Genomic DNA, 23214 nt, shown 5'->3' on the forward strand with positions numbered 1-23214 from the left:
CGGATCCTGTTGGCGCCCGAGCCGGTGGGTCAGCCGGGCCGGTGGTCGCCCGGGGCGACGAGCCGCCCGGCGACCATGTCCGGTTCGAGAGCCGTGCCGCGCAGCCAGGTCCGGCGCACCCGGCCGGCCAGCTCGGCCCCCAGGTACGGGGTCACCGGGTGGCGGTGCCGGATGATCGACGGCTCGACGGTGTACCGCTCGCCGTCGGCCAGCGCCACCAGGTCGGCGTCCGCCCCGACCTCGATGCGGCCCTTGTGGGAGAGCCCGACCAGGTCGGCCGGACCGCGGGACATCCAGCCCAGGACGGTGGCGAGATCGATGCCCCGGCGCTGCGCCTCGGCCCAGACTGCGCCGAAACCGAACTGCAGCGAGGCGATCCCGCCCCAGGCGAGGCCGAGATCACCGACGTCCAGCAACTTCAGCTCGGGCGTCGAGGGCGAATGGTCGGTCACCACGATGTCGATCGTGCCGTCCGCCAACGCCTCCCACAGCGCGTCGGTGTCCTGCCGGCCACGGATGGGCGGGCAGCACTTGTACTGCGGGGCGCCGTCCGGGATCGTCTCGGCGGAGAAGGTCAGGTAGTGCGGGCAGGTCTCGGTGGTGATCGGCACGCCGTCCGCCTTCGCCTGCCGGATCAGCTCGGCACCGGCCGCGGACGACAGGTGCACCACGTGCACCCGGCATCCGGTCGCCCGGGACGCCTCGATCACCCGGGCGACCGCGGCGGCCTCGGCGGTGTCCGGTCGGGAGTCGACGAACGCGGCGTAGCTGCGGCCCTGCGGGGTCGGCGAGGTGTGCAGGACATCGTGGTCCTCGGCGTGCACCAGGAACAGCCCGCCGATGCCGGCGATGGTGCGTGCGGCGGTGCGCAGTTCGACATCGGACAACGGCGGGAACTCCGGCACGCCGGAGTCCTGCAGGAAGCACTTGACACCGAACACCCCGGCGGCGAACAGGTCCGGCAGCTCGTCGAGGTTGGTCGGGGTGGCGCCACCCCAGAATCCGACATCCACCCGGCATCGACCCCGTGCGGCGCGCCGCTTCTCGGCGAGCGCGGACCGGGTCAGCGTGGGCGGCAACGAGTTCAGCGGCATGTCGATGACGGTGGTGACGCCGCCGGCGGCCGCAGCAGCGGTGGCGGTGTCGAAGCCCTCCCACTCCGTCCGGCCCGGCTCGTTGATGTGCACGTGGCTGTCGACCAGTCCGGGGATCAGGATCTCGTCCGGGGCCAGCACGTACTCGGTGGCCGCCGGGCCGGACCAGCCCGGTTCCTCGATCCCGACGACCACACCGTTGCGGACCAGGATCGCGGCCGGCCGTTCGACCCCGTCGATCATCGCCCGGGCCGCCCGGATCACCAGCTGCGGGGCACGGAAACGGTTGCGGTGGGCCAGCACCGGGGCCTGGGCGAGTTCCAGGGCGGGGTCGGTCGTCATCGCGGGGGCCGCCTCACTTCGTCGTCGCGGTGGTGCTGTGGTGTCCCGGTGGTCAGAACGAGCGCAGGAACGCGGCGTCGAGGCCCGGGTGCGGGGACAGCGTGGTCATGGCCGCAGGGTATCCAGGCCATGGTTTCCCCGGCCGGTCCGTCGCGTCACGCGCACGTTACGACGCCGTCCGCCCCGCACTCGGGACGGACGGCGCCGGGGTGGTGCTGCCGGGCGGGGCTCAGCCCACGGGCAGCAGGAGCATCTTCGGTGCCGCCGGGTCGGTGCCGTACATGAACCCGAAGGCCCGGCCGTTCGCGGCCAGCCCGGTGTCACCGGCGTCCAGGGTGGGGGCGGCGGCGCACTCGTCACGGACCGGGGTCTGCGCGTCCGGATCGGTGAGGTGCAGACGCAGGTCGCCGCCCGGCTGCAGGAAGTAGGTCAGTCCCTGCGTCCCGCCGACCAGGTTGTCGGTGTAGGGGTCGTCGTGCAGTTCACCGGTCAGCGGGTCGATGTAGTCCAGGCAGCCGTCGGCGGCCGAGGCGATGTAGCCGGGCATGTCCCCGTCGGTGCCGGTGTACTGCAGCGCCATCGCGTTGATCATCACCGCGGCGGTGCCGTCGGTCGGCACCGCGATGCTCGGGCCCGACCAGTTGCCCTCCTGCGGGTCGCTGCCGGCGTCGTCGGCGAACTGCTGCAGGGTCAGGCCGGTGGAGTCGGCGTCGACCGGGCCGGCCAGCAGGGTCAGTTTCTGGCCGGGCGAGGAGGTGCCGCCGGCCTGCATGAGCATGTCGTCCGTCGCGGTCTTCCCGGCCGGGTAGTACGAGATGGTCCACGAGGTGTTCTTGTCGACCTGGCCCTGGCCCTGCGGGTCCGGGATGCGCATCGCGACGAACTCGCTCGCAGTGCCGTAGTCGACGGTCATCAGCTTCGTCCCGCCGTACTCCGGCGATCCCACCCAGACGTCGATGGCCTGGCCCCCGGTGGCCCCCGCCGGGAGCCACAGGTTGGCGAGGCGGATCTGCATGTCCAGCTCGGCGGTCGGCACCTGGTCGGAGGCACCGCCCGAGCCCGCCCCCGGCAGATCGGTGCCGAGATCCGTGCCGGGATCGGTGGGCAGGTCGGTCCCGAGGTCGGATCCGGCACCGATCGCCGCGCCCGGCATGCTCGGGGTGCCGGCGGTGGTGCTGGTCCCGCACCCGGTCAGCGCGAGCACGATCGCGCCGGCCAGCACGGTGGACCGGGTGAGGGATCCGAGGACGGTACGGACTGCGGAGCGGGGCATCTGGACTCCTGGCATCGGGACTGGTGGGCCTGGCCGGTATGCACTGCGGTGCAACGGATGTCGATGGTCCTGCAAAGGCGTAGGGCCGGAGTCGCACGGCCGGGGCGGCGGTACTCCGCCGGTCCTGCGGCCGGTGCTTCACCGGAACTGCACAGGGGACGTGCGGCCCGGCATCAGGTTGTGCGCGGAGACGGGTACGTTCTGCGGATGTCCACATCCCCCGTCCGCGAGGTCCTCAGCTACGAGATGTTCGGCACCGCCGTCCGGAAACTGGCCGCCACCATCGCCGACGACGGGTTCCGGCCGGACGTCGTGATCGCGGTGGCGCGCGGCGGGCTGATCCCGGCCGGGGCGCTGTCCTACGCGCTCGGGACCAAGGCCGCCGGCACGCTCAACGTCGAGTTCTACACCGACATCGAGACCACCCTGCCGGACCCGGTGGTGCTGGAGCCGCTGCTCGACACCGCCGCCCTGGAGGGCAAGAACCTGCTGGTGGTCGACGACGTCGCCGACTCCGGTCGCACCCTGGCACTGGTCATGGACCTGATGCGCCAGCACGGCGCCGACGCCCGCTCCGCCGTCCTCTACACCAAGCCCCGCACCATCGTGGTGCCCGACTACTCCTGGCGGGACACCGATCTCTGGATCACCTTCCCCTGGTCCGCCCAGCCGCCGGTGACCGTGCGGGAGTCCTGAGGCCGGCCGCCTGCCGTGGGGCGAGAGCTGTTCCTGGGCAGAAGTTTCGGGCTCAGGCGGGTTCCAGGACCTCGAGCCCGCCCAGGCCCGGCCGCAGCGCCTCCGGCACGCGGACGGAGCCGTCCGGGAGCTGGTGGTTCTCCAGGATGGCGACGAGCCATCGGGTGGTGGCCAGGGTGCCGTTGAGGGTGGCCGCCACCTGCGGCTTGCCGTCCGCATCCCGGTAGCGCACGGACAGTCGGCGCGCCTGGAAGGTCGTGCAGTTCGACGTCGAGGTCAGCTCGCGGTAGGTCTGCTGGCTGGGCACCCAGGCCTCGCAGTCGTACTTACGGGCGGCCGACGTCCCGAGGTCGCCGGCCGCGACATCGATGATGCGGTAGGGCACCTCGATCGCATCCAGCATCTCCCGCTCGAACCCGAGCAGCGCCAGGTGCTCGTCGTGCGCGCGCTCGGGGGTGGTGTAGGAGAACATCTCCACCTTGTCGAACTGGTGCACCCGCAGGATCCCGCGGGTGTCCTTGCCGTACGACCCCGCCTCGCGCCGGAAACAGGAGGACCAGCCCGCGTACCGGACCGGGCCGTCGGACAGGTCGAGGATCTCGTCCGAGTGGTAGGCCGCGAGCGGCACCTCGGAGGTGCCGACCAGGTAGAGGTCGTCGGCCTCCAGCCGGTACACCTCGTCGTTGTGCTCGCCGAGGAACCCGGTGCCGTCCATCGACTCGGGCTTGACCAGCACCGGCGGGATCATCGGCACGAACCCGTTGGCCACCGCCTTGCTGATCGCCAGGTTGAGCATCGCGAACTGGAGCCGGGCGCCGACGCCGCGCAGGAAGTAGAAGCGGGCGCCGGAGACCTTGGCACCGCGGTCGGTGTCGATTGCTTTGAGGCCCTCGCCCAGTTCGAGGTGGTCCTTCGGGGTGAAGTCGAACTCGCGGGGGGTGCCGACCAGCTCGCGCACCACGAAGTCCTGCTCGCCGCCGGCCGGGGCACCGTCCTCGACCAGGTTCGGGATCGACTTGTGCGCGGCGGTCAGCGCGGCGTTCGCCTCCGACTCGACGGCCTCCGCGGCCTTCACCTCGGCGGCGAGCTCCTTGCCGCGCTCCAGCAGCGCAGGCCGTTCCTCCTTGGAGGCCTTGCCCACGGTCCGGCCGAACGCCTTCTGCTCGGTCCGCAGCTCGTCCGCCCGGACGACGGCGGCACGGCGGTCGGAGTCCGCCGAGAGCAACACGTCCACCACCGCGGGATCGGCCCCTCTGGCCTGCTGGGAGGCACGGAAGGCATCGGGGTCGTCACGGAGTTGGCGCAGGTCGATCACTCCCCGAGCGTATCCGGTGCGCCGGGCCCGTCCGGCCCACCCCCGGAAGCGTCCGTCCTGGTCGGTCCACATGCCGACGGCTGTCCACATCCCGCCCGGGTCGACCCCCGCGGCCGCCGCCGGCGGGCAACGCTGCCCTGGTGTCCCCCACCTCACCCGCCGACGGCTCGCTGACCGTCGACACCGATGTCCTGCAACGGCTCTCCTCCGATCTCGGCGCACTCGCCGGACGACTGGACGGGCCGGCGATCACCGCCCCGTCCGCGGCGGCCGCACCGCCGGAGGTGACGGTGGTGGCCGGCCAGATCGTCACCGCGGCCATGAACCACGCCGCCGCCCGACAGGGCGATGTGCAGGAGCTGGCCGACGGCATCCGGACGGCAGCCCTGTGGTGGGCGGACCAGGAGCGGCTGCTCGGCGGGTCCCGGTGAGCGACTGGTCGTTGTTGGGTCTGGCTGCGGATCCGGTTCCCGGATCGCCGTCGGAACTGCGGGTGCTGGCCGCCGGGTTCGCCGCGCGGGCCGAGGTGGACCGGGCCGCGGTGGGAGATCTCCGGGCGGCATCGGCCCTGCTCGCCACCGGTTGGGATTCCGGCGGCGGCTCGTCCGTCGCGGTCGCGCTCGCCGCGCCGGTGACCGCGTTCGACCGGGGCTCACTCGCACTGACATCCGGCGCGGAGGTGCTCGTCGCCTACGCCGGGCGGATGGAGGAGAGACAGTCCCGGTGCGCGGTCCTGCTGGAGGCCGCACAACGCAACGCCGCCACCATCACGATGCTCGAGTCGCCCTGGCCGGTCGCCGGCCTGACGCCGGTGTTCGAGCGGACCCGGCAGATCCGCGAACTGGCCGGGCTGACCGCAGGGCTCGGTACCGAGGCGGCACTGCTGCAGTTCGAGGCGACCCTGGACGCCACCGCGACCGCGGAGCTGCTGGGCGAGTCATTGGTGGCGCTGGTCCTGCTGGCCGTCCGCACCGTGACGGCCGGCGGCGCGGGACCGGTCGGTTCCGGTGTGCCCGGGAGCGCCACCGCCACCGGGCATCCCGGGAGCGCATCCGTTGCCGTCGACCCGGCCCTGCTCGCCGGTGCCCCGGCGGTCCCCGCCGATCCGGCGGCCGCCGCGCGCTGGTGGTCCGGGCTGTCCGAGCCGGTGCGGGAGCAGCTGATCGCGACCTACCCGGGGCTGCTGGGGTCGGCGGCCGGACTGCCCGCGGACGTCCGGGACCGCGCCTCCCGGGCATCGCTGGCCGAGGACCTTGCCACGGCGGAGGCGGTCGCCGCGGCGACCGGCAGCGGACTGCCACCGCCGGGGACCGATCCGGAACTGGTGCGGGCGCAGTTGGCTGCGGCGGGATGGAGCGAGCAGGACATCACCTCGCTGCTCGGGTCGCGGGCGGTGGACGAGGCACTCGCCCGGGCGGAGGCGGCCGCCGGAGGTGATCCGGTGCAGCTGCTGATCTACGACCCGGACGCCTTCGACGGCCACGGGCGGGCGGCCATCTCGGTCGGCGACATGGCGACGGCCGACAACGTCGCGGTGCTGGTGCCCGGGATGGGATCGGACGTGCCGGGCTACCTGGACAACCAGCTCGGCAACGCCCTGGACCTCAAGGCCGAGGCCGACCGCACTGCCGGGACCACCGCGGTCGTGGCCTGGGTCGGCTACCGCGCACCGGGTGTCGACGTCGCGGTGTCGGACCCGGCGCTCGCCGCGGCCGGCGCCGCGCTGCTCACCCAGGACCTCGCCGGATTCGCCGGGACCCGCACGGGCGACCCCGGCCGCACCACGGTCGTCGCCCATTCCTACGGATCCACCACGGCGTCGTTCGCCTTCGCCGGCGGGGCGGACGCGGACGCCCTGGTGCTGATCGGGTCGCCCGGTGCCGGGCCGGCGGATTCGGTCGGCGACTACCCCGGGCTCGGCCCGGGCTCGGTCTTCGTCGGCGCGGCCTCCGGCGATCCGGTGACCACCCACGCCCAGCTCGCCGGGGACGGGTTCCTCGAGGGATGGGAAGGGATCGCCGGTGCGAGCGCCGTGCTGTTCCCGGGGGTGGTGGGGATGGTCGGGTCGATGCGGTCCCGGCTGGGCAACGACCCGGCCGGCGCCGGCTTCGGGGCCACCCGCTTCCACGCGGAGACCGGCAGCACCAACACCCTGGACCCCGCCAACCACTCCCAGTACTACCGGCCCGGATCGGAGTCGCTGGCGAACATCGCGGCGGTGGTGAAGGGCCGCCTGCACGAGGTCACGGTCGCGCCGCCCCGGCCACCCGGCACCGGACACTGGGACGGCCGGGACCCGGAGGCGACCCACGTCCCGCGACCACCGCGCTGATCCCGGCCTTCATCGGTTCCGGCACGTCCGTGGTGCCGCACGTCCATTGGTTGCCGCAAGCAACCATCTGTGGCACACTTGTTTAGTACCGCTAGAGAACAAACCAGAAGAAGCCGACGAAACGTGCACGACCGAACGAACGACGAGGCCCAGCGGAGCGGACCGTCACCGGCGCTCTGCAGTGAACTGCTGCAGGCACTCTCGCAGCTGAACCGCACACGCAAGCACATCGTGGGCGACAGCCCGCGGGTGCACTTCACCTCCCTGATCACCCTGTACACCGTGCAGGAGCTGCGCCGCACCCGGATCTCCGGACTGGCCGAACGACTGATGATCGACCTGTCCGCGGCCAGCCGCCAGGTCAGCGTGCTGGAGAACGACGGGCTGCTGCGCCGCATCCGCGACGAGTCCGACCACCGGGCCTGCCTGGTGGAACTGACCGCCGACGGCGAGCAGCTGCTCGCCGAGTACCAGCGTGACTCCGGCCGCGCCGTGGCGGGCCGGCTCACCGACTGGACGGACGACCAGGTCGAACGGATGACCGCCGAACTGCAGCGACTCACCACCTCACTGTGCTCCGACCCCGCCGCGGGCCCGGGACACGGTCCGGGATCCCGCCGGTCCCCGGACCAGCATCAGGAACCACCGCACCAGGAACAAGCACAGGAACCACCCGCACCGACATCGACGCCAGTGCACCACCCCGAGCTCGAAAGCGTGATCGCGTGACCACCACCTCCACCCCGTCTGCCGCATCGCCGGCCGCACCGCCACGGGACCTCCATCCGGGCGAGGTGCCGACGATGACGCACCGCCAGATCCTGGAGTCGATGTCCGGCCTGCTGCTGGGCATGTTCGTGGCGATGCTGTCGTCGACCATCGTCACCAATGCCCTGCCGACCATCATCGGCGACCTGCACGGCACCGAGTCCGGCTACACCTGGGTGGTGGTCGCCACGCTGCTGGCGCTGACCGCGACCACCCCGATCTGGGGCAAGCTCTCCGATCTGTTCGACCCGAAGCTGCTGGTCCAGCTGTCCCTGGTGATCTACGTGGCCGGATCGGTCATCGCCGGGTTGAGCCAGAGCATCGCCATGCTGATCGTCGCCCGGGCCATCCAGGGCATCGGCGCCGGCGGTCTGATGGCCCTGGTCCAGGTGATCCTGGCCCGGATGATCCCGCCGCGTGAGCGCGGCCGGTACTCCGGCTACCTGGGCGCCGTCTTCGCGGTCGCCACCGTCCTCGGGCCGCTGGTCGGCGGTCTGATCGTGGACGCCGACTGGCTCGGCTGGCGCTGGTGCTTCTACGTCGGCGTGCCGTTCGCGGCCGCGGCGCTGATCGTGCTGCAGCGCACGCTGAAGCTGCCGTCGCTGAAGCGTGAGGCGAAGATCGACTACCTGGGCGCCACCCTGATCGTCGGCGGCATCTCGCTGCTGCTGATCTGGGTGTCCCTGGCCGGTACCAACTTCGCCTGGCTGTCCGTGGCGAGCGCGGTCATGGTGCTGGGCGGCCTGGTGCTGCTGGGTCTCGCGGTCGTGGTCGAGTCCCGCGCCGCGGAGCCGATCATCCCGCTGTCCCTGTTCAGGTCCCGGACCGTCACCCTCGCCAGCATCGCCGGCATCTTCGTCGGTTCCTCGCTGTTCGGCGTCACCGTGTTCCTCAGCCAGTACTTCCAGACCTCGCGCGGCGACAGCCCGACGGTGTCCGGGCTGGCCACCATCCCGATGGTGCTCGGCATGTTCCTGTCCTCGCTGATCACCGGCCGGATCATCACCGCGACCGGGCGCTGGAAGCGGTTCCTCGTCGGCGGCGGCATCACGCTGGTGCTGGGTCTGGCCGTGCTGTCCACCCTGCGCGCGGACACCGCGTACTGGGTGCTCGCGGTCGGCATGGCGCTGGCCGGCGCCGGCATGGGCGCCACCATGCAGAACCTGGTGCTGGCAGTGCAGAACAGCGTCTCCATGCGCGACATGGGCAGCGCGTCCTCGACCGTCGCCTTCCTGCGGTCCCTCGGCGGCGCGATCGGTGTCAGCGCCCTCGGCGCCGTGCTCGGCACCCAGGTCAGCCGGCACGTCACCGGCGGGCTGGCCGACCTCGGGATCCCGGCCGGCAGCGGCAGCGCCGACCTGGCCGACATCGGCTCGCTGCCGGAGCCCGTCGCCGGCCTGGTGCGCGACGGTTACGGCATCGGGACCGCCTGGACCTTCGGCATCGCCGCGGCCACCGCCCTGATCGGCGCCGTGCTGATGATGTTCATCAAGGAGGTGCCGCTGCGCACCAGCAACAGCGAGCCCGGTGATCCCACGACGGTCGACCAGGCCGCTGCGACGGTCGTCCTCGAGAGGCCGGCCACGCCGGACGTCAGCGACGGCTCCTCGGATGTCACCGACGGGGCCACGGACCGGAACCCGGTCGGCGTGACGGTGCCGGCGCAGGGCTCCCGCGCCCGACGGCACCCGGCCCGCCACCTGGCCGCCCGCGGCGCGCGTCGGGCGAGCCTCCGCAAGGACGGCGTGTCCACCCGCAGCTGAACCGGCCGTCGCCGATCAACAGCAGGACGAGCTGCGCCACACCACCCACCTGCACGAACGCCGGCGCCACCCATCCAGGTGGCGCCGGCGTCGTCGTTCCGGGCGGCGGGCCCGATCTCGCCGGGAGGGCCGGTGAGACGGCCGGAGACCTCCGGGGAGCCGGTCGCCCGCGGTGGGCTCCCGCAGAATGGGGACATGGCAGTCACGATGTCCGACGCACAGTTCGAGGAGCTGGTCTCCGAGGCGCTCGACCTCATCCCGGAGCAGTTCCTGAAGGCGATGGACAACGTCGTGGTGCTGGTCGAGGGCCGGCACCCGACCCGTCATCTCTACGGGCTGTACCACGGGGTCGCGCTGACCTCGCGGAACTCGCACTACAGCTGGAACCTGCCGGACACCATCACCATCTACCGGGAGCCGATCCTGGCACACGCCGCGGATGCCGACGCGGCGCGGGAGCAGGTGGTGACGACGGTGATCCACGAGGTCGCCCACCACTTCGGGATCGACGACGACCGGCTGGACGAGCTCGGCTGGGCCTGAGCCGATCCGGCCGGCTCGACCACGACGGTCCGAGCCCGATCTGCGGAGCCCGATCTCTTGCCGGTTCTGCGCTGCCGCAGCCATGCCCGGGCAGAGTCAGGCGTCTGCCAGTTGTTCCAACACCTTTCGGAACGTGGCGTAGCGGCGATCGCCGACCCGCTCCCGCCAGGCCTGTTCCACCATGTCCATCCGTGCGGTCACGGCCACCACGTTCTCCTCGCCGAGCGGCGTCCGCCGGACGATGCGCACCCGGGCGTCGACCGGTCCGGGTTCGCTGGTCAGGTGCCCGGAGGCGACGAGTTGAGCGACGAACTGACCGCACCCCTGTTTCGTCATGCCGACCCGCTCCGCCAGCTCGGTCACACTGATCCCGCCGGCGGGCACCGAGGAGATGACGCGGAAGTGCGACTGGCGCAGACCGCCCCACTCGACCGGGTCGAAGGCATCCCGCACGCCCTGCAGCAGTCCGCCCAGCAGGACGGCCACATGTCGTTCACCCTCGGGGATGTCGCTGCTCTTGACGGGAACCATAAAGTCACTTTACCGTCGACGGAACAGTAAAGCGACTTTCAGATCGGAGTCCGCGATGCACGACCGACAGGCACTCGGCCCGGCCGATGTCGACGACGTCACCCTGACCGGGATGGTCGCCGACCTGCTCGGTCACGACCCGGCTGCGGTGCGCCTGATCTGTTCCACGGCCACCCCCGTCGACTACGACATCCCGGCCATCAGCACGGTGAGCCGGCACTGGGTGCACGGGGAGGCGGAGACGCCCGGCGGTCGGCAGCCGTACCGATTGTTCGTCAAGCACATCCAGGCCTGGCACCACTCGCCGTTCTTCGCCTTCGTCCCGGAGGAGGCCAGGGAGTTCGCCAAGGCGAAGTTCCCGTGGCGGATCGAGCCCGCCGTCTACCGGTCGGACCTTCCGTCGGTGCTGCCGCCCGGCCTCGGGGCACCTCGCGCACTGGGTGTGTTCGACCTGGAACCGGACGCCGCGGCGGTGTGGTTGGAGGCGGTGCAGCACCCGCCCGTGGACTGGACCCTGGAGCGCTACGAGCGGGCGGCGTACCTGCTCGGCCGGTTCGCCGCCCGGCCGGAGATCGTCGCGCGCACCGGGCTCGCCGGGTTCGAGTGGACCGTCTTCGACTACCTGTACGGGCGGGTCGCCGCGCAGGTGGTGCCCGAGGTGCTCGGCGAAGAGGCCTGGCAGCGGGACGAGGTGCGGGAGCACTTCGACCCCGAGCTGCGAGAGCGACTGCAGCAGGCGGCGGGTCGGCTGGAAGCGATCACCGGCGAACTGGTCCGGGTGCCGAAGTTCGCCTCGCACGGCGACGCCTGCCCCAACAACCTGCTGCCCGGAACGGACCCCGACTCGTTCACCCTGATCGACTTCGGGTTCTTCCTGGACCAGCCGGTGGGGTTCGACCTCGGTCAGCTGATCGCCGGCAACACCCAGCTCGGGCTCGGCCCGTGGGACCGATTGGGCGAGCTCGACGAGCGTTGTCTGACCGCCTATCTCGCCGGCACGGCCGAGGAGGGCGTCACGCTGGACCCCGCACTCGTCCGCCGTGCACACGCGCTGCAGCTGCTGCTCTTCGCCGGGATCTCCAGCCTGCCAGAGCCGGGAATGACGCCGGCGCAGTCGGCCGCCCGCGCGGCACTTGCCCGGCACAGCCTGGACCTGCTGGACGCCACCTCCTGAGACGCCGGTCAGGCCACGCCGGCAGGCCGGAACTGGATGCTCACCCGCGGTCCGACAGGCTTGGCCGTCTTCGGTATTGCGTGGTCCCAGGTGCGTTGGCAACTGCCGCCCATCACGACCAGATCGCCGTGGCCCACCGGCAGTCGCAGCCCCGGCCGGCCCGGCGCGCGCCCGGTCTCCGGCCGCTCCCGCAGTGCCAGCACCCGGTCGGAGCCGACCGACAGGATCGCCACCATCGTGTCGGCGGAGTTGCCGCGGCCGATCCGGTCGCCGTGCCAGGCGACGCTGTCCCGACCGTCCCGGTACAGGCACAGCCCGGCGGTGACGAACGGCTCGCCGAGCTCGGCGGCGTAGTGCTCGTTGAGCAGATCGAGGGCCTGCTGCAGCACCGGGTGCGGCAGGGCGGAGCGCTCCGAGTACCAGCACAGCAACCGGGGCACGTCGACGTCCCGGTCGTACATCTGCCGCCGTTCGGCCCGCCACGGGACGTCGCGCAGCAAGGTGTCGAGGACCTCGTCCGACCCGGCCAGCCAGCCGCGGCACTCGTCCACCCAGGCCCCAAGACTCAGCTCGTGCCGGACCACCCGGCCGGTGAGCGGGGCCAGCGAGAGCTCGTCGTCGAGGTCGAACATCGACGGCTGGTACGCAGCGGTCATGCTGCGACCCTACGCCGATTCGAACGCCTGTGCGAATCTACTCGGCGGCGCGCATCCGGTTGTTCCGCGGCTGGTGCGTGAGCTCGGCCAGCCCGAGTTCCTCCAGCAGCGGCGGCAGGTACATGCCGAAACGGCCGCGGTAGCCGTTGCGCAGCCCGTACCACCCGCCCACCGGGTTGTCGGCCGATCGCCCCCACGCCTCGACGGTGCCGTCCGCGGCCGGCTTCTTCTCGTCCGCCGCGCCCAGGTCCACCCAGTCCCCCTGGGCGATCAGCCAGGCGTGCAGGTCCTCCACCGCGGAGAGCCGGTACCGCAGGGTGGTGGTGCCGACCGTGCAGACCAGGGCCGGCGGATCCGCTGCCGGATCCCGGTACATCGCGTACGCCGAACTGCCCGGGGCCGTGGTCAGCTGCCACGGGTCCTCGGCGGTACCGCTGCCGCTCATCCGCGTCCCTCGATCCCTTGTCGTCTCGCTGCTCCCGCGGCCTGCTCGGCCACTCCCTGCACCGGACCCGGCCGACACCGCACACAGCCGGCACGGCCTGTCCGACGACCAGTGTGGGCGTCGGCACCCCGACGCGCGCGACACGGGCCCCGGAGCGCACCGAGGGGTCCACTGCGCACCCATCGGGCCCCCACTACGCTGGCGGGGCCCGCCCGGGCGGCAGTGCACGAGACGCCAGGAGAGACATGCCCACCATCGCCGTCGTCGGAGAGGTGGTGGCCGATGCCGTGCTGCCCGCGAACGGGATCGTCGACGGCGCCGCCCATCTCACGGTCCACCCGGGCGGCGGCCCGGCCAACACGGCGGTCGCGCTGTCCCGGCTCGGCACCACCGCCCGCTTCGCCGGGCGGCTGTCGGTGGGCGCGCTGGGCGCCCTCTGCCGGGCGAAGCTCGAGGAGTCCGGGGTCGACCTGTCCGCCTCCGAGGCGGCCACCGAGCCGGCCACCCTGGCGATCGCCCGGCTCGACGACGGCGGCGCGGCGAGCTACGAGTTCTACACCGCCGGCACCGCCGACTGGGCCTGGACCGATGCCTCGCTGGCCCCACTGATCGACGGGCCGTTCGGCGACGGACCGGCCCCGGTCGCCATCCACACCGGCACGCTGGCACTGGCCCTGCAGCCCTCCGGGATGGTCATCGAGCGGCTGCTGCAGCGGGCCCGGGAGAGGATGACGGTCTCCGTCGACCCGAACCTGCGCACTCTCCTGGTACCGGTCGAGACCTACCGCGCCGTCATCGACCGCTGGGCATCGCTCGCCGACATCGTCCGGCTCTCCGAGGACGACCTGGAGCAACTGTGGCCGGGCTGGACCCCGGAGCAGGCGGCCGTGCACCTGCACCAGCAGGGGGTGCCGCTCGCGGTGATCAGCCTCGGCGCGGCCGGCGCCTTCGCCTCGTTGCGTGGCGAGACGGTCCGGGTGCCGATCGCCCCGACGACGCTGGTCGACACCGTCGGCGCCGGCGACTCCTTCCACGGCGGCCTGCTGCACCACCTCGCCGGGGCCGGGCTGCTCGGCGGCCGGCTGGGCGAGCTGACCATCGAGAGCCTGCACGAGGCACTGACCTTCGCCTCCCGTGTCTCGGCGATCACCTGTTCCCGGGCCGGCGCGAACCCGCCCTGGGCGAACGAGCTCTGACTGCGGCTCAGCGGCGGCCGAACATGCCGCCGCGCGGGTAGCGGACGGAGATCCAGCCGCCCTTCTTGGTGCCGGTGAGCCGCAGGTCGAGCACCCCGCCGTCATCGGGCGTGAGCTTGTTCGTCAGGTGACCGCCGCGCATCGACAGCCCGTGCACGGCGAGCGAGGTGCCGTGCGGCACCACGAGTTCGGTCGATCCCCCGCTGTTGGAGCGGAACTCGACGACGACCGTGCGGGTGGACAGGTCGGCCTCGGTGAAGTCCAACTTGGTCGAGGCGCCGAGGCCGCCGATCACGATCCGGGCCGGCACCGTCCACCGGCCCTTGAACGTGCGGGACCCCCACCCCAGCAGCTCGAGCACCGAGTCCCGGTCACCGCCGCGCGCCGCCGCCGGGGCACCGGACCAGCCGGGCACCTGCCGCGGGGGTGGCGCGGTCGCCGTCCGGGCCTGCTGCACCGTGCGCCCGGCCACCTGCAGTCCTGGCAGGTCGAGCAGCAGCGCGTTGAGGTCGCCGCGGGTGCGGGCAGCCACCGCGGCGGCGCTGCGTTCGTTGAACTCCGGCAGGTCCAGCAGCCCCTGGCCGGTGGCCCGCTGCAGCAGGGAGATGACGTGCGCCCGCTCGTCGTCGGAGACCCGCAGGTCACGCGGGTCGATCGGGCCGGTCATGCGGCCCACGGTACCCGCCGGCCGGTCAGTCCCGGCGGGCCCCGGGCACCACCTCGGCGGTCGGGTCACCGGTGCCGTCGGCCTGCAGCTCGGGCATGCCGATCTCCTGGCCGTCCCAGTCGACACACACCCAGCCCCCCGCCGGATCCGGCTCCAGCCGGACGATCCCGGTGTTGGGCAGCGGGTGGTCGCCGCCGAACCGCGGGTCGATGTTGGTGGACCGGACCCCGGCCCAGACGCGGATGATCGCGCCATGGGCGACGACGGCCACATCGTCGCCGAGTTCCAACGCCGCCGCGAGGCCCGCGTCGAACCGCTCGAACATCGCGTGCCCGGTCTCGCCCGTCGGCCCGGGGGTGGCGGCGTCGAGGTCGCCCTCCATCCAGCTGCCCAGGGTGCGCAGGTACTCGCGGACCAGGTCGTGATCGCCCGTCATCTCCCAGTCACCGGCCGCGACCTCCTGCAGACCGTCGACCACCTGCACCGGCAGTCCGCGTCCGGCCGCGAGCGGCGCGGCGGTCTGCTGCGCCCGGCGCGCCGGGGAGGAGACCACCGCGGCGAGCGGGACACCGGCCAGCCGTCCCGGCACGGCGTCCGCCTGTTCCAGGCCCAGGTCGGTGAGACCCGGTCCCGGCAGGGCGGTGTCGAGCAGGCCGAGCACGTTCGACGGGGTCTGGCCGTGCCGGATCAGGATGAGGGTCATGCCGGATACTCTCCCAGTAGGTCGGAGACCTGTTGCGCCGCCGCCTCGTACGAGGCGGACGACGCGAAATCGGGCACCGGGACGTTGGTCCCGAGCGCGCGCGGATAGGAACCGAGCCAGCGCAGCAGCGCGGACCGGCGGATCAGGGCGGCCACCATCTCCCGCACCGACGGCACCGCGAGATGACTGTCGACGTCCACCAGGAAGACGTACTCGCCCATCCGGTACCGGGTCGGCCTGGACTCCAGCCGCACCATGTTGACGCCCCGGCCCGTGATCTCGGTGAGCACGTCGAGCAGCGCCCCCGGGCGGTTCTCGACGGACAGCACGAAGGACGACCGGTCGTTGCCCGTCGGTGGCGGCGGTGGCCCGGGACGTTGCAGCGCAACGAATCTGGTCACGGCATCGCGCTCCAGACCGATGTCCCGGGCGAGCGCGACCAACCCGTACCGGGCGCCGGCCACCGGGGCCGCGGCCGCGGCGTCCAGCCGGCCCGCGGCCACCTCGGCCGCCGCCTCGGCGGTGGACAGCGTGGTGACGATCTCGGCATGCGGCAGGCCGGTGGCCAGCCAGTCCCGGACCTGGGCGTGCCCGTGCGGGTGCGACCCGACGGTGCGCACCTGCGACAGTTCCGTCCCCGGCCGTACGAGCAGGTCGAAGGTCACCGGGACGAACGCCTCGCCGACGATGACCAGCGGCTCGCCGTGGATCAGCTCGTCGTGGGTGAGCGGGACGCTGCCCTCCACTGAGTTCTCCAGCGGCACGATCGCGGCGTCCACCCGCCCCTCCCGCAGGGCGGTGAGAGCGGCCGACACCCCGGCGCAGGGAACGAGTTCCGCAGGGCCGGCGTCCCGCGAGAGCAGATCCCGGGCGGCCTGTTCGGTGAACGTCCCCTCGGGTCCGAGGTAGGCCCAGTGCGCGGTCACACCGGTCACCCTAGCCGGGCACCGGCCGCCGCCCGACGGGTCAGCCCCGGATCAGGGCGGCCACCCGCGCCGCCTCGACCATGCCGTCGAGGGCGCCGTCGGCGGCCACGAAGGCCACGGCCGGCTCGGGCAGCGGCGGGGGCGGCGACGTGGCCGCACGGTCCCGGGCCAGGTTGCGCCGCTGCCGGCGCTCCCACGCGACCTCGGGCGGCACGGTGACCCAGACCAGCACCACCCGGGCCGGTGCGAGCTGGGCCGCCAGCGCGAGCCACCGCGCCGGGTCGGTCACCTCACCGGTGAACGGTGCGACGAGCACCACGGAGCGGCCCAGCCGCCGGTTGTCCACCGCGACGTCGATGATGCACTGGTACCGGGCCTGCCGGACCGGGCCGCGCAGGGCCGGGTGGTCGAGGTCGTCGCCCGCGCCGACCAGCCGGGCGATCTGGTCCATCAGCGGGTTGGTGGCGATGTCCTGGTCCACCAGCACCGCCCCGGTCACCTTCGCCAGCGAGCGACCCAGCGTGCTCTTCCCGCTGCCGGCCGGGCCGGCGACGACGTAGACGACGGGTGTGGCGGCTTCACGGTCCTCGGGCACCCGGTCATTCTGCCGGGCGCGTCGGCACCCGCCGATCGCGGACCCGGCTGACGGAGCACCCGGGATCGCCTTGACACCGGGGGCCGATCCGGACATAGTTGCTGAGACAACGTTGTCTCAGCATGACGGTCCGGTCGGCGGGAACACCCGTGGCAGCCGGACCGCACGCCGAGCACCCGGCACGAGATGACCCACGAGGCGGTGACCCGAACCGTGCCCCGCTCCACCCCGCACAAGCGGGCCACCATGGCCGATGTCGCCGCCCTCGCCGGCGTCGGCCTGAAGACGGTCAGCCGCTACGTCAACGGCGAGACCAACATCGCGCCGGACATCTCCGCCCGGATCGGCGAGGCGATCTCGGCGCTGAACTTCCGGCGCAACTTCGCCGCCGCCAGCATCCGCCCCGGCCGGCACAGCGAGCTCATCGCGCTGATCATCGAGGACATCGCCAACCCGTTCTACTCCGCACTCACCGGTGCGATCGAGAACGCCCTGCGCGACGAGGGTTTCGTGCTGATCGTGGCCAGCTCGGAGGAGGACACCGCACGACACACCCAGTTGGTCGAGCAGTTCCTGGAGCGACGGGTGGACGGCCTGATCATCGTGCCGCCGCGCGACCCGGGCCCGCAGTGGGTCCGGCTCGCCGACGAGATCCCGGCCCTGGTCCTGCTGGACCGGCCGGATCCGCAGGTCACCGCCGACACCATCGTCGCCGACGACCGGGCCGGCGGCCGGCTGGCCACCGAACTGCTGCTGGAGGGCGGCAGCCGGCGGATCGCCTTCGTCGGTGAGTCCCTCGACCTGGTGTCGGTCGCCGCACGGCACCGCGGCTACCAGGACGCCCTGCGCGCCGCCGGACTCACCCCGGACCCGGCACTGCGACTGGCCGGTGACCGCAGCGCCGACGCGGTCAGCCGGACCGTGCACCGCCTGCTCGCCGCAGACCCGACGATCGACGGCCTGTTCGGCTCCAACAACCGGTCCGCCGTCGGCATCCTCGGCGCCCTCCGCGAACTCGGCGAACAGCGCGCCGTGGTCGGCTTCGACGACTTCGAGGCGGCCACCCTGGTGTCCCCGCAGCTGACGGTCGTCACCCATGATCTTGCCGAGATGGGCCGCCGGGCGGCCGATCTCGTCCTGCGCCGCATCCGCGGCGACGACACCGAACCCCAGCACGTCACCCTCCCGGTCACCGCGATCAGGCGCGGCTCCGACCGGATCCGACCACAGGAGAAATGACCCACCCGATGATCCAGTACCGCATCAACCGCCTGTTCCACCCGACCTCCGGCCGACTCCTCGACGTGGCCGTCGACCACGGCTTCTTCGGGGAACCCGCCTTCCTGCAGGGCATCTCGGACATGCAGGCGGCGATCGACACGCTCGTCGACGCCGCTCCGGACGCCATCCAGCTCACCGTCGGTCAGGCCCGCCTGCTGCAGCAGCGGCCCGGCCGGTTCAAGCCGAGCCTGGTACTGCGGTCGGACGTGGCGAACGTGTACGGCCCGGAGCTGCCGGACCGGCTCTACTCGCTGCCCATCCAGCACGCCGCCGAGACCGCGGCGCAGTTGGACGCCACCTGTCTGGTGGTCAACATCTTCGACATGCCCGGCCAGCCGGAGCTGCGGGAGCAGTGTGTCCGCAACGTGCTCGCCCTGCGCGCCGAGTGCACCGCGCTGCACATCCCGCTGATGGTCGAGCCGCTGGTCATGCGGGCCAACAACGCCGGCGGTGCCTACCTGGTGGACGGCGACATCTCCCGGGTGACCTCGCTGGTGCGGCAGGCCGTCGAGCTGGGCGCCGACCTGATCAAGGCCGATCCGACCGACGACATCACCGAGTACCACAAGGTCATCGAGGTGGCCTCCGGCATTCCGGTGCTGGTGCGCGGCGGCGGCCGGGTCGGCGACGCCGAGCTGCTGCAGCGGACCACCGATGTGCTCGCCCAGGGCGCGGCCGGGATCGTCTACGGGCGCAACATCATCCAGCATGCCGACCCGGCCGGCATCACCAGGGCACTGATGGCCGTGCTGCACGAGAACGCCTCGGTGGAGTCCGCTCTCGCCCTCATCGGCGGTGCCGCGTGACCGCCCGGCAGCAGGTACGGATCGGCGTCATCGGCGCCGGCCTGATGGGCAAGGAGCTGGCCGGTGTCGTCGGCCGCTGGTCGGCGCTGCAGCAGAGTCCGGTCGACCCGGTGCTCACCGCCGTGTGCGACGTCAACGCCCCCGCCCTGGACTGGTTCCGCCGGGTCGGCTCGGTGCAGACCTTCACCACCGAGTACCGCGAGTTGCTCGACGGCTCCGTCGACGTGCTGTACGTCGCCGTTCCGCACCACCTGCACGAGAAACTCTACGTGGACATCGCGGAGTCCGGAGTCGACTTCCTCGGCGAGAAGCCTTTCGGCATCGACCCGTTCGCCTCGGCGACCATCGGCGACGCCATCGCCGGCTCGTCGGCGTTCGTCCGCTGCTCCAGCGAGATGCCGTTCTACCCGGGCGCCCAGCAGGCGATCCGCTACCTGCAGCAGGGCAGTGCCGGCCGGATCATCGAGGCCGAGTTCGCCTTCCTGCACAGCTCCGACCTCAACCCGGACAAGCCGATCAACTGGAAGCGGCAGACCCAGTTCTGCGGCCAGATCGGGGTGATGGGCGACCTCGGGATGCACGTGACCCACGTGCCGCTGCGCCTGGGCTGGCGGCCGGAGACGGTCTTCGCCCAGCTGCAGGAGCTGGTCTCGGTGCGGCCGGACGGCAAGGGCGGCACGGTGCCCTGCGACACCATCGAGAACGCCACCCTGACCGGGCGGGTCGGCACCGGTACCGGCACCTTCCCGATCTCGCTGCAGACCAAGCGGGTCGCCCCCGGCGAGATGAACACCTGGCGGATGCGGGTGGTCGGGATGGACGGCGGGGTCGAGTTCTCCACCCGGTACCCGCAGTCGCTGCGGGTGATGACCGTCCGCGACGGCGCCCAGGTGTGGGAGGAGCGGATGGCCGGCAGCCAGTCGGCGCAGCCGACCATCACCGGCCCGATCTTCGAGTTCGGCTTCCCGGACGCGCTGCTGCAGATGTGGGCCGCCTATCTGGCCGAGCGCGCCGGCGAACTGGGCGACGCCTTCGGCTGCGCCACCCCGCAGGAGGCGCTGGCCAGTCACGAGCTGTTCGACGCCGCGCTGGTGTCCTCCGCCTCCGCCGCCGCGGCCCCGGTGGCCGCCGGCGTGCGGCGCCGGCACACCGCGGCGGACGTGAGCGGTGTGCTCGGGAGAGACTGATCCCATGAGCACCGCGACACTGCCGTCCCCGTCCCCCCGGTTGCTGGCGTCCCTGCACGCCGCCGGGGGGACGGTGCGGGACCGCCCGCTCGACCGGCTGGCGATGGCGCACGACGCCTCGCACTTCCTGCTGGTCCCGCAGGCGGTCGCCACCCCGGCCGACCCTGCCGAGGTGGGCCGGCTGTTCGCCGCCTCCGCCGCGGCCGGGGTGCCGCTGACCTTCCGGTCCGGTGGCACCTCGCTGTCCGGCCAGGCGGTCACCGACGGGGTGCTGGTCGACACCCGGCGGAACTTCCGCGGCATCGAGGTGCTGGACGGCGGCCGGCGGGTGCGGGTGCAGCCGGGCGCGACGATCCGACAGGTCAACACCCGGCTGGCCCGGCTCGGCTTCAAGCTCGGCCCCGACCCGGCGAGCGAGAACTCCTGCACGCTGGGTGGTGTGCTGGCGAACAACTCGTCCGGCATGGCCTGCGGTACGGTGGACAACGCCTACCGCACGCTGGAGTCGATGGTCGTGGTGCTGCCCTCCGGCACGGTGGTCGACACCGCGGCCGCCGACGCCGACGACCGGCTGCGCGCGCTGGAACCCGATCTCTGGCAGGGGCTGTCGCTGCTGCGCAACCGGATCCGCGGCAATCCGGCATCGGTCCGCCGGATCACCGAGCAGTTCGCCATGAAGAACACCATGGGGTACGGGCTGAACTCGTTCCTGGACCACAGCTCGCCCGCGGACATCCTGGCCCACCTGATGATCGGCAGCGAGGGCACACTCGGTTTCGTGGCCTCCGCCGTGCTGCGCACCGTCCCGATCCGCCCGCACACCGCGAGCGGGCTGCTCTACTTCGACGACCTGGCCGCCGCGACAGCCGCACTGCCGGCGCTGGTCTCGACCTCCCCCGCCACCATCGAGCTGCTCGACGCCACCTCGCTGCGGGTCGGCAAGCGGGACCCGGATGCCCCCGAGGTGCTCAAGGCCATGCAGGTCGACCGGCACGCCGCGCTGCTGGTGGAGTACCAGGGCCTGGTGCCGGAGGAGCTGGCGGAGCTCACCGCGTCGGCGGCCCCGGTGCTGGGAGACCTGCCGCTGAGCCTGCCCGCCGACCTCACCGCCGACCCGGTGATCCGTGGGCAGCTCTGGCACGTCCGGAAGGGTCTGTACGCCACCGTCTCCGGCGCGCGACCGTCCGGGTCGACGGCGCTGCTGGAGGACATCGTGGTCCCGGTGCCGGCGCTGCTGCCGACCTGCACCGAGCTCATCGGGCTCTTCGACAAGCACGCCTACACCGACAGTGTCATCTTCGGCCACGCCAAGGACGGCAACATCCACTTCATGATCACCGAGAAGCTCGGTGACACCACCTCGGAGGACCGGCTCACCGCCTTCACCGAGGACATGGTGGAGGTGGTGCTCGGCCACGGCGGATCGCTGAAGGCCGAGCACGGCACCGGCCGGATGATGGCCTCCTACGTGCGCCGGCAGTACGGCGACGAGCTGTACGAGGTGATGCGGGAGGTCAAGCGGCTCTTCGATCCTCGGGGTCTGCTGAGCCCCGGGGTGATCATCACCGACGACCCGGGCGCCCACGTGCGGCATCTGAAGACGACACCCACCGTCGAGTCCGAGGTGGACCGCTGCGTGGAGTGCGGGTTCTGCGAGCCGGTGTGCCCGTCCCGGGACCTGACCACCACCCCGCGGCAGCGCATCGTGCTCCGCCGCGAGCGCGAGCGGGCCGCCGCGGCCGGGGATCTCGAGCTGGTCGCGGCCATCGACGAGCAGTACCGCTACGACGGGGTGCAGACCTGCGCGGTGGACGGCATGTGCCAGACCGCGTGCCCGGTGCTGATCAACACCGGGGACCTGGTGAAGCACCTGCGGCGGGACACCGCGGCAGAGCCGCTGCAGATCGGCTGGAAGCAGGCGGCCAAGGGCTGGAAGGCCGGCAGTGCCCTCGCCGCCACCGCTCTCGACGTCGCGCACAAGGTGCCGGCGCTGGCCGAGCTGGCGACCTCGGTGGGCCGCCGGTTCGTCGACCCCGACGTGCTGCCGCAGTACGGCCGGGACCTGCCGGCCGGCGGCCGGGCCCGCTGGCAGCCGTCGTCCGCGTCGCACCCGGATGCGAAGGCCGTTTTCGTCAGCGCCTGCGTGGGCCGGATGTTCGGTCCGGCGGAGAACGGGGCCGGCGCGACCGGTGACGGCGTCGGCACCGCGATGGCCAGACTGGCCGTCCGGGCCGGGGTGATCCTCACCGTGCCGCCGGAGATCGGCTCGCTCTGCTGCGGAACACCTTGGAAGTCCAAGGGTCTCGCCGACGGCTACGCCGAGATGACGGACCGGGTGCTGCCTGCGCTGTGGGCGGCGACCCGGCAGGGCGAGCTGCCGGTGGTCTGTGATGCATCCTCCTGCACCGAGGGTTTCCACCAGATGCTGGAGTCGGCGCAGGAGGCCGGCGACCCGCGGGCCGCCCGGATCCGGACGGTGGACGCCGTGCAGTTCGTCCGGGACGAGATCCTGCCGAGGCTCACCGTGCACCGCCGGAAGGCGGACCTGGCCCTGCACCCGACCTGCTCGTCCACCCGGATGGGTCTGGACCCCGCGCTGCGCGAGGTCGCCGCAGCCGTGGCCGACCGGGTCGATGTGCCGGCCGCCTGGGGCTGCTGCGCCTTCGCCGGCGACCGCGGTCTGCTGCACCCGGAGCTCACCGCCAGCGCCACCGCGCCCGAGGCCGCGGAGATCGCGGCCGGGTCGCACGATGCGCACGCCTCCTGCAACCGGACCTGCGAACTCGGCATGACCCGGGCCACCGGTCACCCCTACCGGCACGTGCTGGAGCTGCTGGACTGGGCCACCGCCTGATCCGGGCAGGCGACGTCACCCGATCCGGGCATTTTCCGGGCAACCGACCGTCCGGGTCCGGGCAGGT

22 protein-coding genes are annotated in these 23214 nt (G+C 72.5%); 12 read left to right on the forward strand and 10 right to left on the reverse strand.

The window, feature by feature from the left end:
• Positions 1 to 29: 29 nt before the first annotated feature.
• Positions 30 to 1436: an allantoinase AllB gene (allB, locus tag GIS00_RS16790; RefSeq protein WP_154769565.1), complete on the reverse strand. Its 1407-nt coding sequence runs from the start codon at positions 1434 to 1436 to the stop codon at positions 30 to 32.
• 229 nt (positions 1437 to 1665) lie between these two features.
• On the reverse strand, positions 1666 to 2709 hold the full coding sequence (locus tag GIS00_RS16795; protein WP_154769566.1) for a hypothetical protein: 1044 nt from the start codon (positions 2707 to 2709) through the stop codon (positions 1666 to 1668).
• Between the two features lie 207 nt (positions 2710 to 2916).
• Here GIS00_RS16795 and GIS00_RS16800 point away from each other — a divergent pair, with 207 nt between their 5' ends.
• Entirely contained in the window at positions 2917 to 3405 is a 489-nt protein-coding gene (locus tag GIS00_RS16800) for a phosphoribosyltransferase (protein ID WP_154769567.1), read from the forward strand.
• A gap of 52 nt (positions 3406 to 3457) precedes the next feature.
• On the opposite strand, the gene serS is transcribed toward GIS00_RS16800, so the two are convergent.
• Positions 3458 to 4720 carry a serine--tRNA ligase gene (serS, locus tag GIS00_RS16805; RefSeq protein WP_322098056.1) on the reverse strand — a complete coding sequence of 421 codons (1263 nt, stop codon included), beginning with the start codon at positions 4718 to 4720 and terminating at the stop codon, positions 3458 to 3460.
• A gap of 140 nt (positions 4721 to 4860) precedes the next feature.
• Here serS and GIS00_RS26965 point away from each other — a divergent pair, with 140 nt between their 5' ends.
• The 5 genes from GIS00_RS26965 to GIS00_RS16825 all read left to right on the forward strand — a co-directional run bounded on the left by GIS00_RS26965 (position 4861) and on the right by GIS00_RS16825 (position 10126).
• Positions 4861 to 5151, forward strand: coding sequence for a hypothetical protein (locus GIS00_RS26965; RefSeq protein ID WP_196073319.1), 291 nt, complete (start codon positions 4861 to 4863; stop codon positions 5149 to 5151).
• Entirely contained in the window at positions 5148 to 7052 is a 1905-nt protein-coding gene (locus GIS00_RS28475) for an alpha/beta hydrolase (RefSeq protein ID WP_196073320.1), read from the forward strand. Before GIS00_RS26965 ends, GIS00_RS28475 begins: the two co-directional genes overlap by 4 nt.
• A 123-nt stretch (positions 7053 to 7175) precedes the next feature.
• Positions 7176 to 7781 carry a MarR family winged helix-turn-helix transcriptional regulator gene (locus tag GIS00_RS16815; RefSeq protein WP_196073321.1) on the forward strand — a complete coding sequence of 202 codons (606 nt, stop codon included), beginning with the start codon at positions 7176 to 7178 and terminating at the stop codon, positions 7779 to 7781.
• Positions 7782 to 7855: 74 nt separating this feature from the next.
• Entirely contained in the window at positions 7856 to 9583 is a 1728-nt protein-coding gene (locus GIS00_RS16820; RefSeq protein ID WP_154769570.1) for an MDR family MFS transporter, read from the forward strand.
• 195 nt (positions 9584 to 9778) lie between these two features.
• The gene (locus GIS00_RS16825) at positions 9779 to 10126 is read left to right on the forward strand and encodes a metallopeptidase family protein (RefSeq protein ID WP_154769571.1); all 348 of its coding nucleotides are present in this window, start codon (positions 9779 to 9781) and stop codon (positions 10124 to 10126) included.
• 96 nt (positions 10127 to 10222) lie between these two features.
• Here the strand turns inward: GIS00_RS16825 and GIS00_RS16830 are convergent, their stop codons facing one another.
• The gene (locus tag GIS00_RS16830; RefSeq protein ID WP_154769572.1) at positions 10223 to 10657 is read right to left on the reverse strand and encodes a MarR family winged helix-turn-helix transcriptional regulator; all 435 of its coding nucleotides are present in this window, start codon (positions 10655 to 10657) and stop codon (positions 10223 to 10225) included.
• A 55-nt stretch (positions 10658 to 10712) separates the two neighbouring features.
• On the opposite strand from GIS00_RS16830, the gene GIS00_RS16835 reads away from it, so the two are divergent.
• Complete coding sequence (locus GIS00_RS16835) at positions 10713 to 11831, forward strand: phosphotransferase (protein ID WP_154769573.1); 1119 nt, start codon at positions 10713 to 10715, stop codon at positions 11829 to 11831.
• 8 nt (positions 11832 to 11839) lie between these two features.
• Here GIS00_RS16835 and GIS00_RS16840 read toward each other — a convergent pair whose 3' ends face one another.
• Entirely contained in the window at positions 11840 to 12487 is a 648-nt protein-coding gene (locus tag GIS00_RS16840; protein ID WP_154769574.1) for an alpha-ketoglutarate-dependent dioxygenase AlkB, read from the reverse strand.
• Between the two features lie 37 nt (positions 12488 to 12524).
• Positions 12525 to 12932 carry a DUF6855 family protein gene (locus GIS00_RS16845; RefSeq protein WP_154769575.1) on the reverse strand — a complete coding sequence of 136 codons (408 nt, stop codon included), beginning with the start codon at positions 12930 to 12932 and terminating at the stop codon, positions 12525 to 12527.
• Positions 12933 to 13177: 245 nt separating this feature from the next.
• Here GIS00_RS16845 and GIS00_RS16850 point away from each other — a divergent pair, with 245 nt between their 5' ends.
• A complete protein-coding gene (locus GIS00_RS16850) occupies positions 13178 to 14128 on the forward strand; it encodes a PfkB family carbohydrate kinase (protein WP_154769576.1) in 951 nt (316 codons plus the stop codon).
• Positions 14129 to 14135: 7 nt separating this feature from the next.
• Here the strand turns inward: GIS00_RS16850 and GIS00_RS16855 are convergent, their stop codons facing one another.
• From GIS00_RS16855 to GIS00_RS16870, 4 genes are read right to left on the reverse strand one after another with little or no spacing between them, the layout of a single operon-like run.
• On the reverse strand, positions 14136 to 14795 hold the full coding sequence (locus GIS00_RS16855; protein WP_154769577.1) for a DUF1707 SHOCT-like domain-containing protein: 660 nt from the start codon (positions 14793 to 14795) through the stop codon (positions 14136 to 14138).
• Positions 14796 to 14820: 25 nt separating this feature from the next.
• The gene (locus GIS00_RS16860) at positions 14821 to 15498 is read right to left on the reverse strand and encodes a histidine phosphatase family protein (RefSeq protein ID WP_154769578.1); all 678 of its coding nucleotides are present in this window, start codon (positions 15496 to 15498) and stop codon (positions 14821 to 14823) included.
• On the reverse strand, positions 15495 to 16424 hold the full coding sequence (gene pheA / locus GIS00_RS16865) for a prephenate dehydratase (RefSeq protein WP_322098057.1): 930 nt from the start codon (positions 16422 to 16424) through the stop codon (positions 15495 to 15497). Before pheA ends, GIS00_RS16860 begins: the two co-directional genes overlap by 4 nt.
• 40 nt (positions 16425 to 16464) lie before the next feature.
• Complete coding sequence (locus tag GIS00_RS16870; RefSeq protein WP_196073322.1) at positions 16465 to 17019, reverse strand: AAA family ATPase; 555 nt, start codon at positions 17017 to 17019, stop codon at positions 16465 to 16467.
• Positions 17020 to 17220: 201 nt separating this feature from the next.
• On the opposite strand from GIS00_RS16870, the gene GIS00_RS16875 reads away from it, so the two are divergent.
• The 4 genes from GIS00_RS16875 to GIS00_RS16890 are packed head-to-tail and all read left to right on the forward strand — an operon-like array spanning position 17221 to position 23147.
• Complete coding sequence (locus tag GIS00_RS16875; RefSeq protein WP_196073323.1) at positions 17221 to 18258, forward strand: LacI family DNA-binding transcriptional regulator; 1038 nt, start codon at positions 17221 to 17223, stop codon at positions 18256 to 18258.
• Positions 18255 to 19106 carry a class I fructose-bisphosphate aldolase gene (locus tag GIS00_RS16880; protein WP_230313687.1) on the forward strand — a complete coding sequence of 284 codons (852 nt, stop codon included), beginning with the start codon at positions 18255 to 18257 and terminating at the stop codon, positions 19104 to 19106. Before GIS00_RS16875 ends, GIS00_RS16880 begins: the two co-directional genes overlap by 4 nt.
• Entirely contained in the window at positions 19103 to 20293 is a 1191-nt protein-coding gene (locus GIS00_RS16885; protein WP_322098058.1) for a Gfo/Idh/MocA family protein, read from the forward strand. The genes GIS00_RS16880 and GIS00_RS16885 overlap by 4 nt, the downstream gene beginning before the upstream one ends.
• 4 nt (positions 20294 to 20297) lie before the next feature.
• Positions 20298 to 23147, forward strand: a complete 2850-nt coding sequence (locus GIS00_RS16890) for an FAD-binding and (Fe-S)-binding domain-containing protein (protein WP_154769581.1) — start codon at positions 20298 to 20300, stop codon at positions 23145 to 23147.
• Positions 23148 to 23214 lie beyond the last annotated feature (67 nt).

The sequence above is a fragment of the Nakamurella alba genome, assembly GCF_009707545.1.
Classification (GTDB): Bacteria; Actinomycetota; Actinomycetes; order Mycobacteriales; family Nakamurellaceae; genus Nakamurella; species Nakamurella alba.

What these genes read in the sequence shown, in the direction of transcription:
- allB (WP_154769565.1), bottom strand. Translation starts at nt 1,436, where the DNA reads ATGACGACCGACCCCGCCCTGGAACTCGCCCAGGCCCCGGTGCTGGCC.
- GIS00_RS16795 (WP_154769566.1), bottom strand. Translation starts at nt 2,709, where the DNA reads ATGCCCCGCTCCGCAGTCCGTACCGTCCTCGGATCCCTCACCCGGTCC.
- GIS00_RS16800 (WP_154769567.1), top strand. Translation starts at nt 2,917, where the DNA reads ATGTCCACATCCCCCGTCCGCGAGGTCCTCAGCTACGAGATGTTCGGC.
- GIS00_RS16820 (WP_154769570.1), top strand. Translation starts at nt 7,856, where the DNA reads ATGACGCACCGCCAGATCCTGGAGTCGATGTCCGGCCTGCTGCTGGGC.
- GIS00_RS16825 (WP_154769571.1), top strand. Translation starts at nt 9,779, where the DNA reads ATGGCAGTCACGATGTCCGACGCACAGTTCGAGGAGCTGGTCTCCGAG.
- GIS00_RS16830 (WP_154769572.1), bottom strand. Translation starts at nt 10,657, where the DNA reads ATGGTTCCCGTCAAGAGCAGCGACATCCCCGAGGGTGAACGACATGTG.
- GIS00_RS16835 (WP_154769573.1), top strand. Translation starts at nt 10,713, where the DNA reads ATGCACGACCGACAGGCACTCGGCCCGGCCGATGTCGACGACGTCACC.
- GIS00_RS16840 (WP_154769574.1), bottom strand. Translation starts at nt 12,487, where the DNA reads ATGACCGCTGCGTACCAGCCGTCGATGTTCGACCTCGACGACGAGCTC.
- GIS00_RS16845 (WP_154769575.1), bottom strand. Translation starts at nt 12,932, where the DNA reads ATGAGCGGCAGCGGTACCGCCGAGGACCCGTGGCAGCTGACCACGGCC.
- GIS00_RS16850 (WP_154769576.1), top strand. Translation starts at nt 13,178, where the DNA reads ATGCCCACCATCGCCGTCGTCGGAGAGGTGGTGGCCGATGCCGTGCTG.
- GIS00_RS16855 (WP_154769577.1), bottom strand. Translation starts at nt 14,795, where the DNA reads ATGACCGGCCCGATCGACCCGCGTGACCTGCGGGTCTCCGACGACGAG.
- GIS00_RS16860 (WP_154769578.1), bottom strand. Translation starts at nt 15,498, where the DNA reads ATGACCCTCATCCTGATCCGGCACGGCCAGACCCCGTCGAACGTGCTC.
- GIS00_RS16880 (WP_230313687.1), top strand. Translation starts at nt 18,255, where the DNA reads ATGACCCACCCGATGATCCAGTACCGCATCAACCGCCTGTTCCACCCG.
- GIS00_RS16890 (WP_154769581.1), top strand. Translation starts at nt 20,298, where the DNA reads ATGAGCACCGCGACACTGCCGTCCCCGTCCCCCCGGTTGCTGGCGTCC.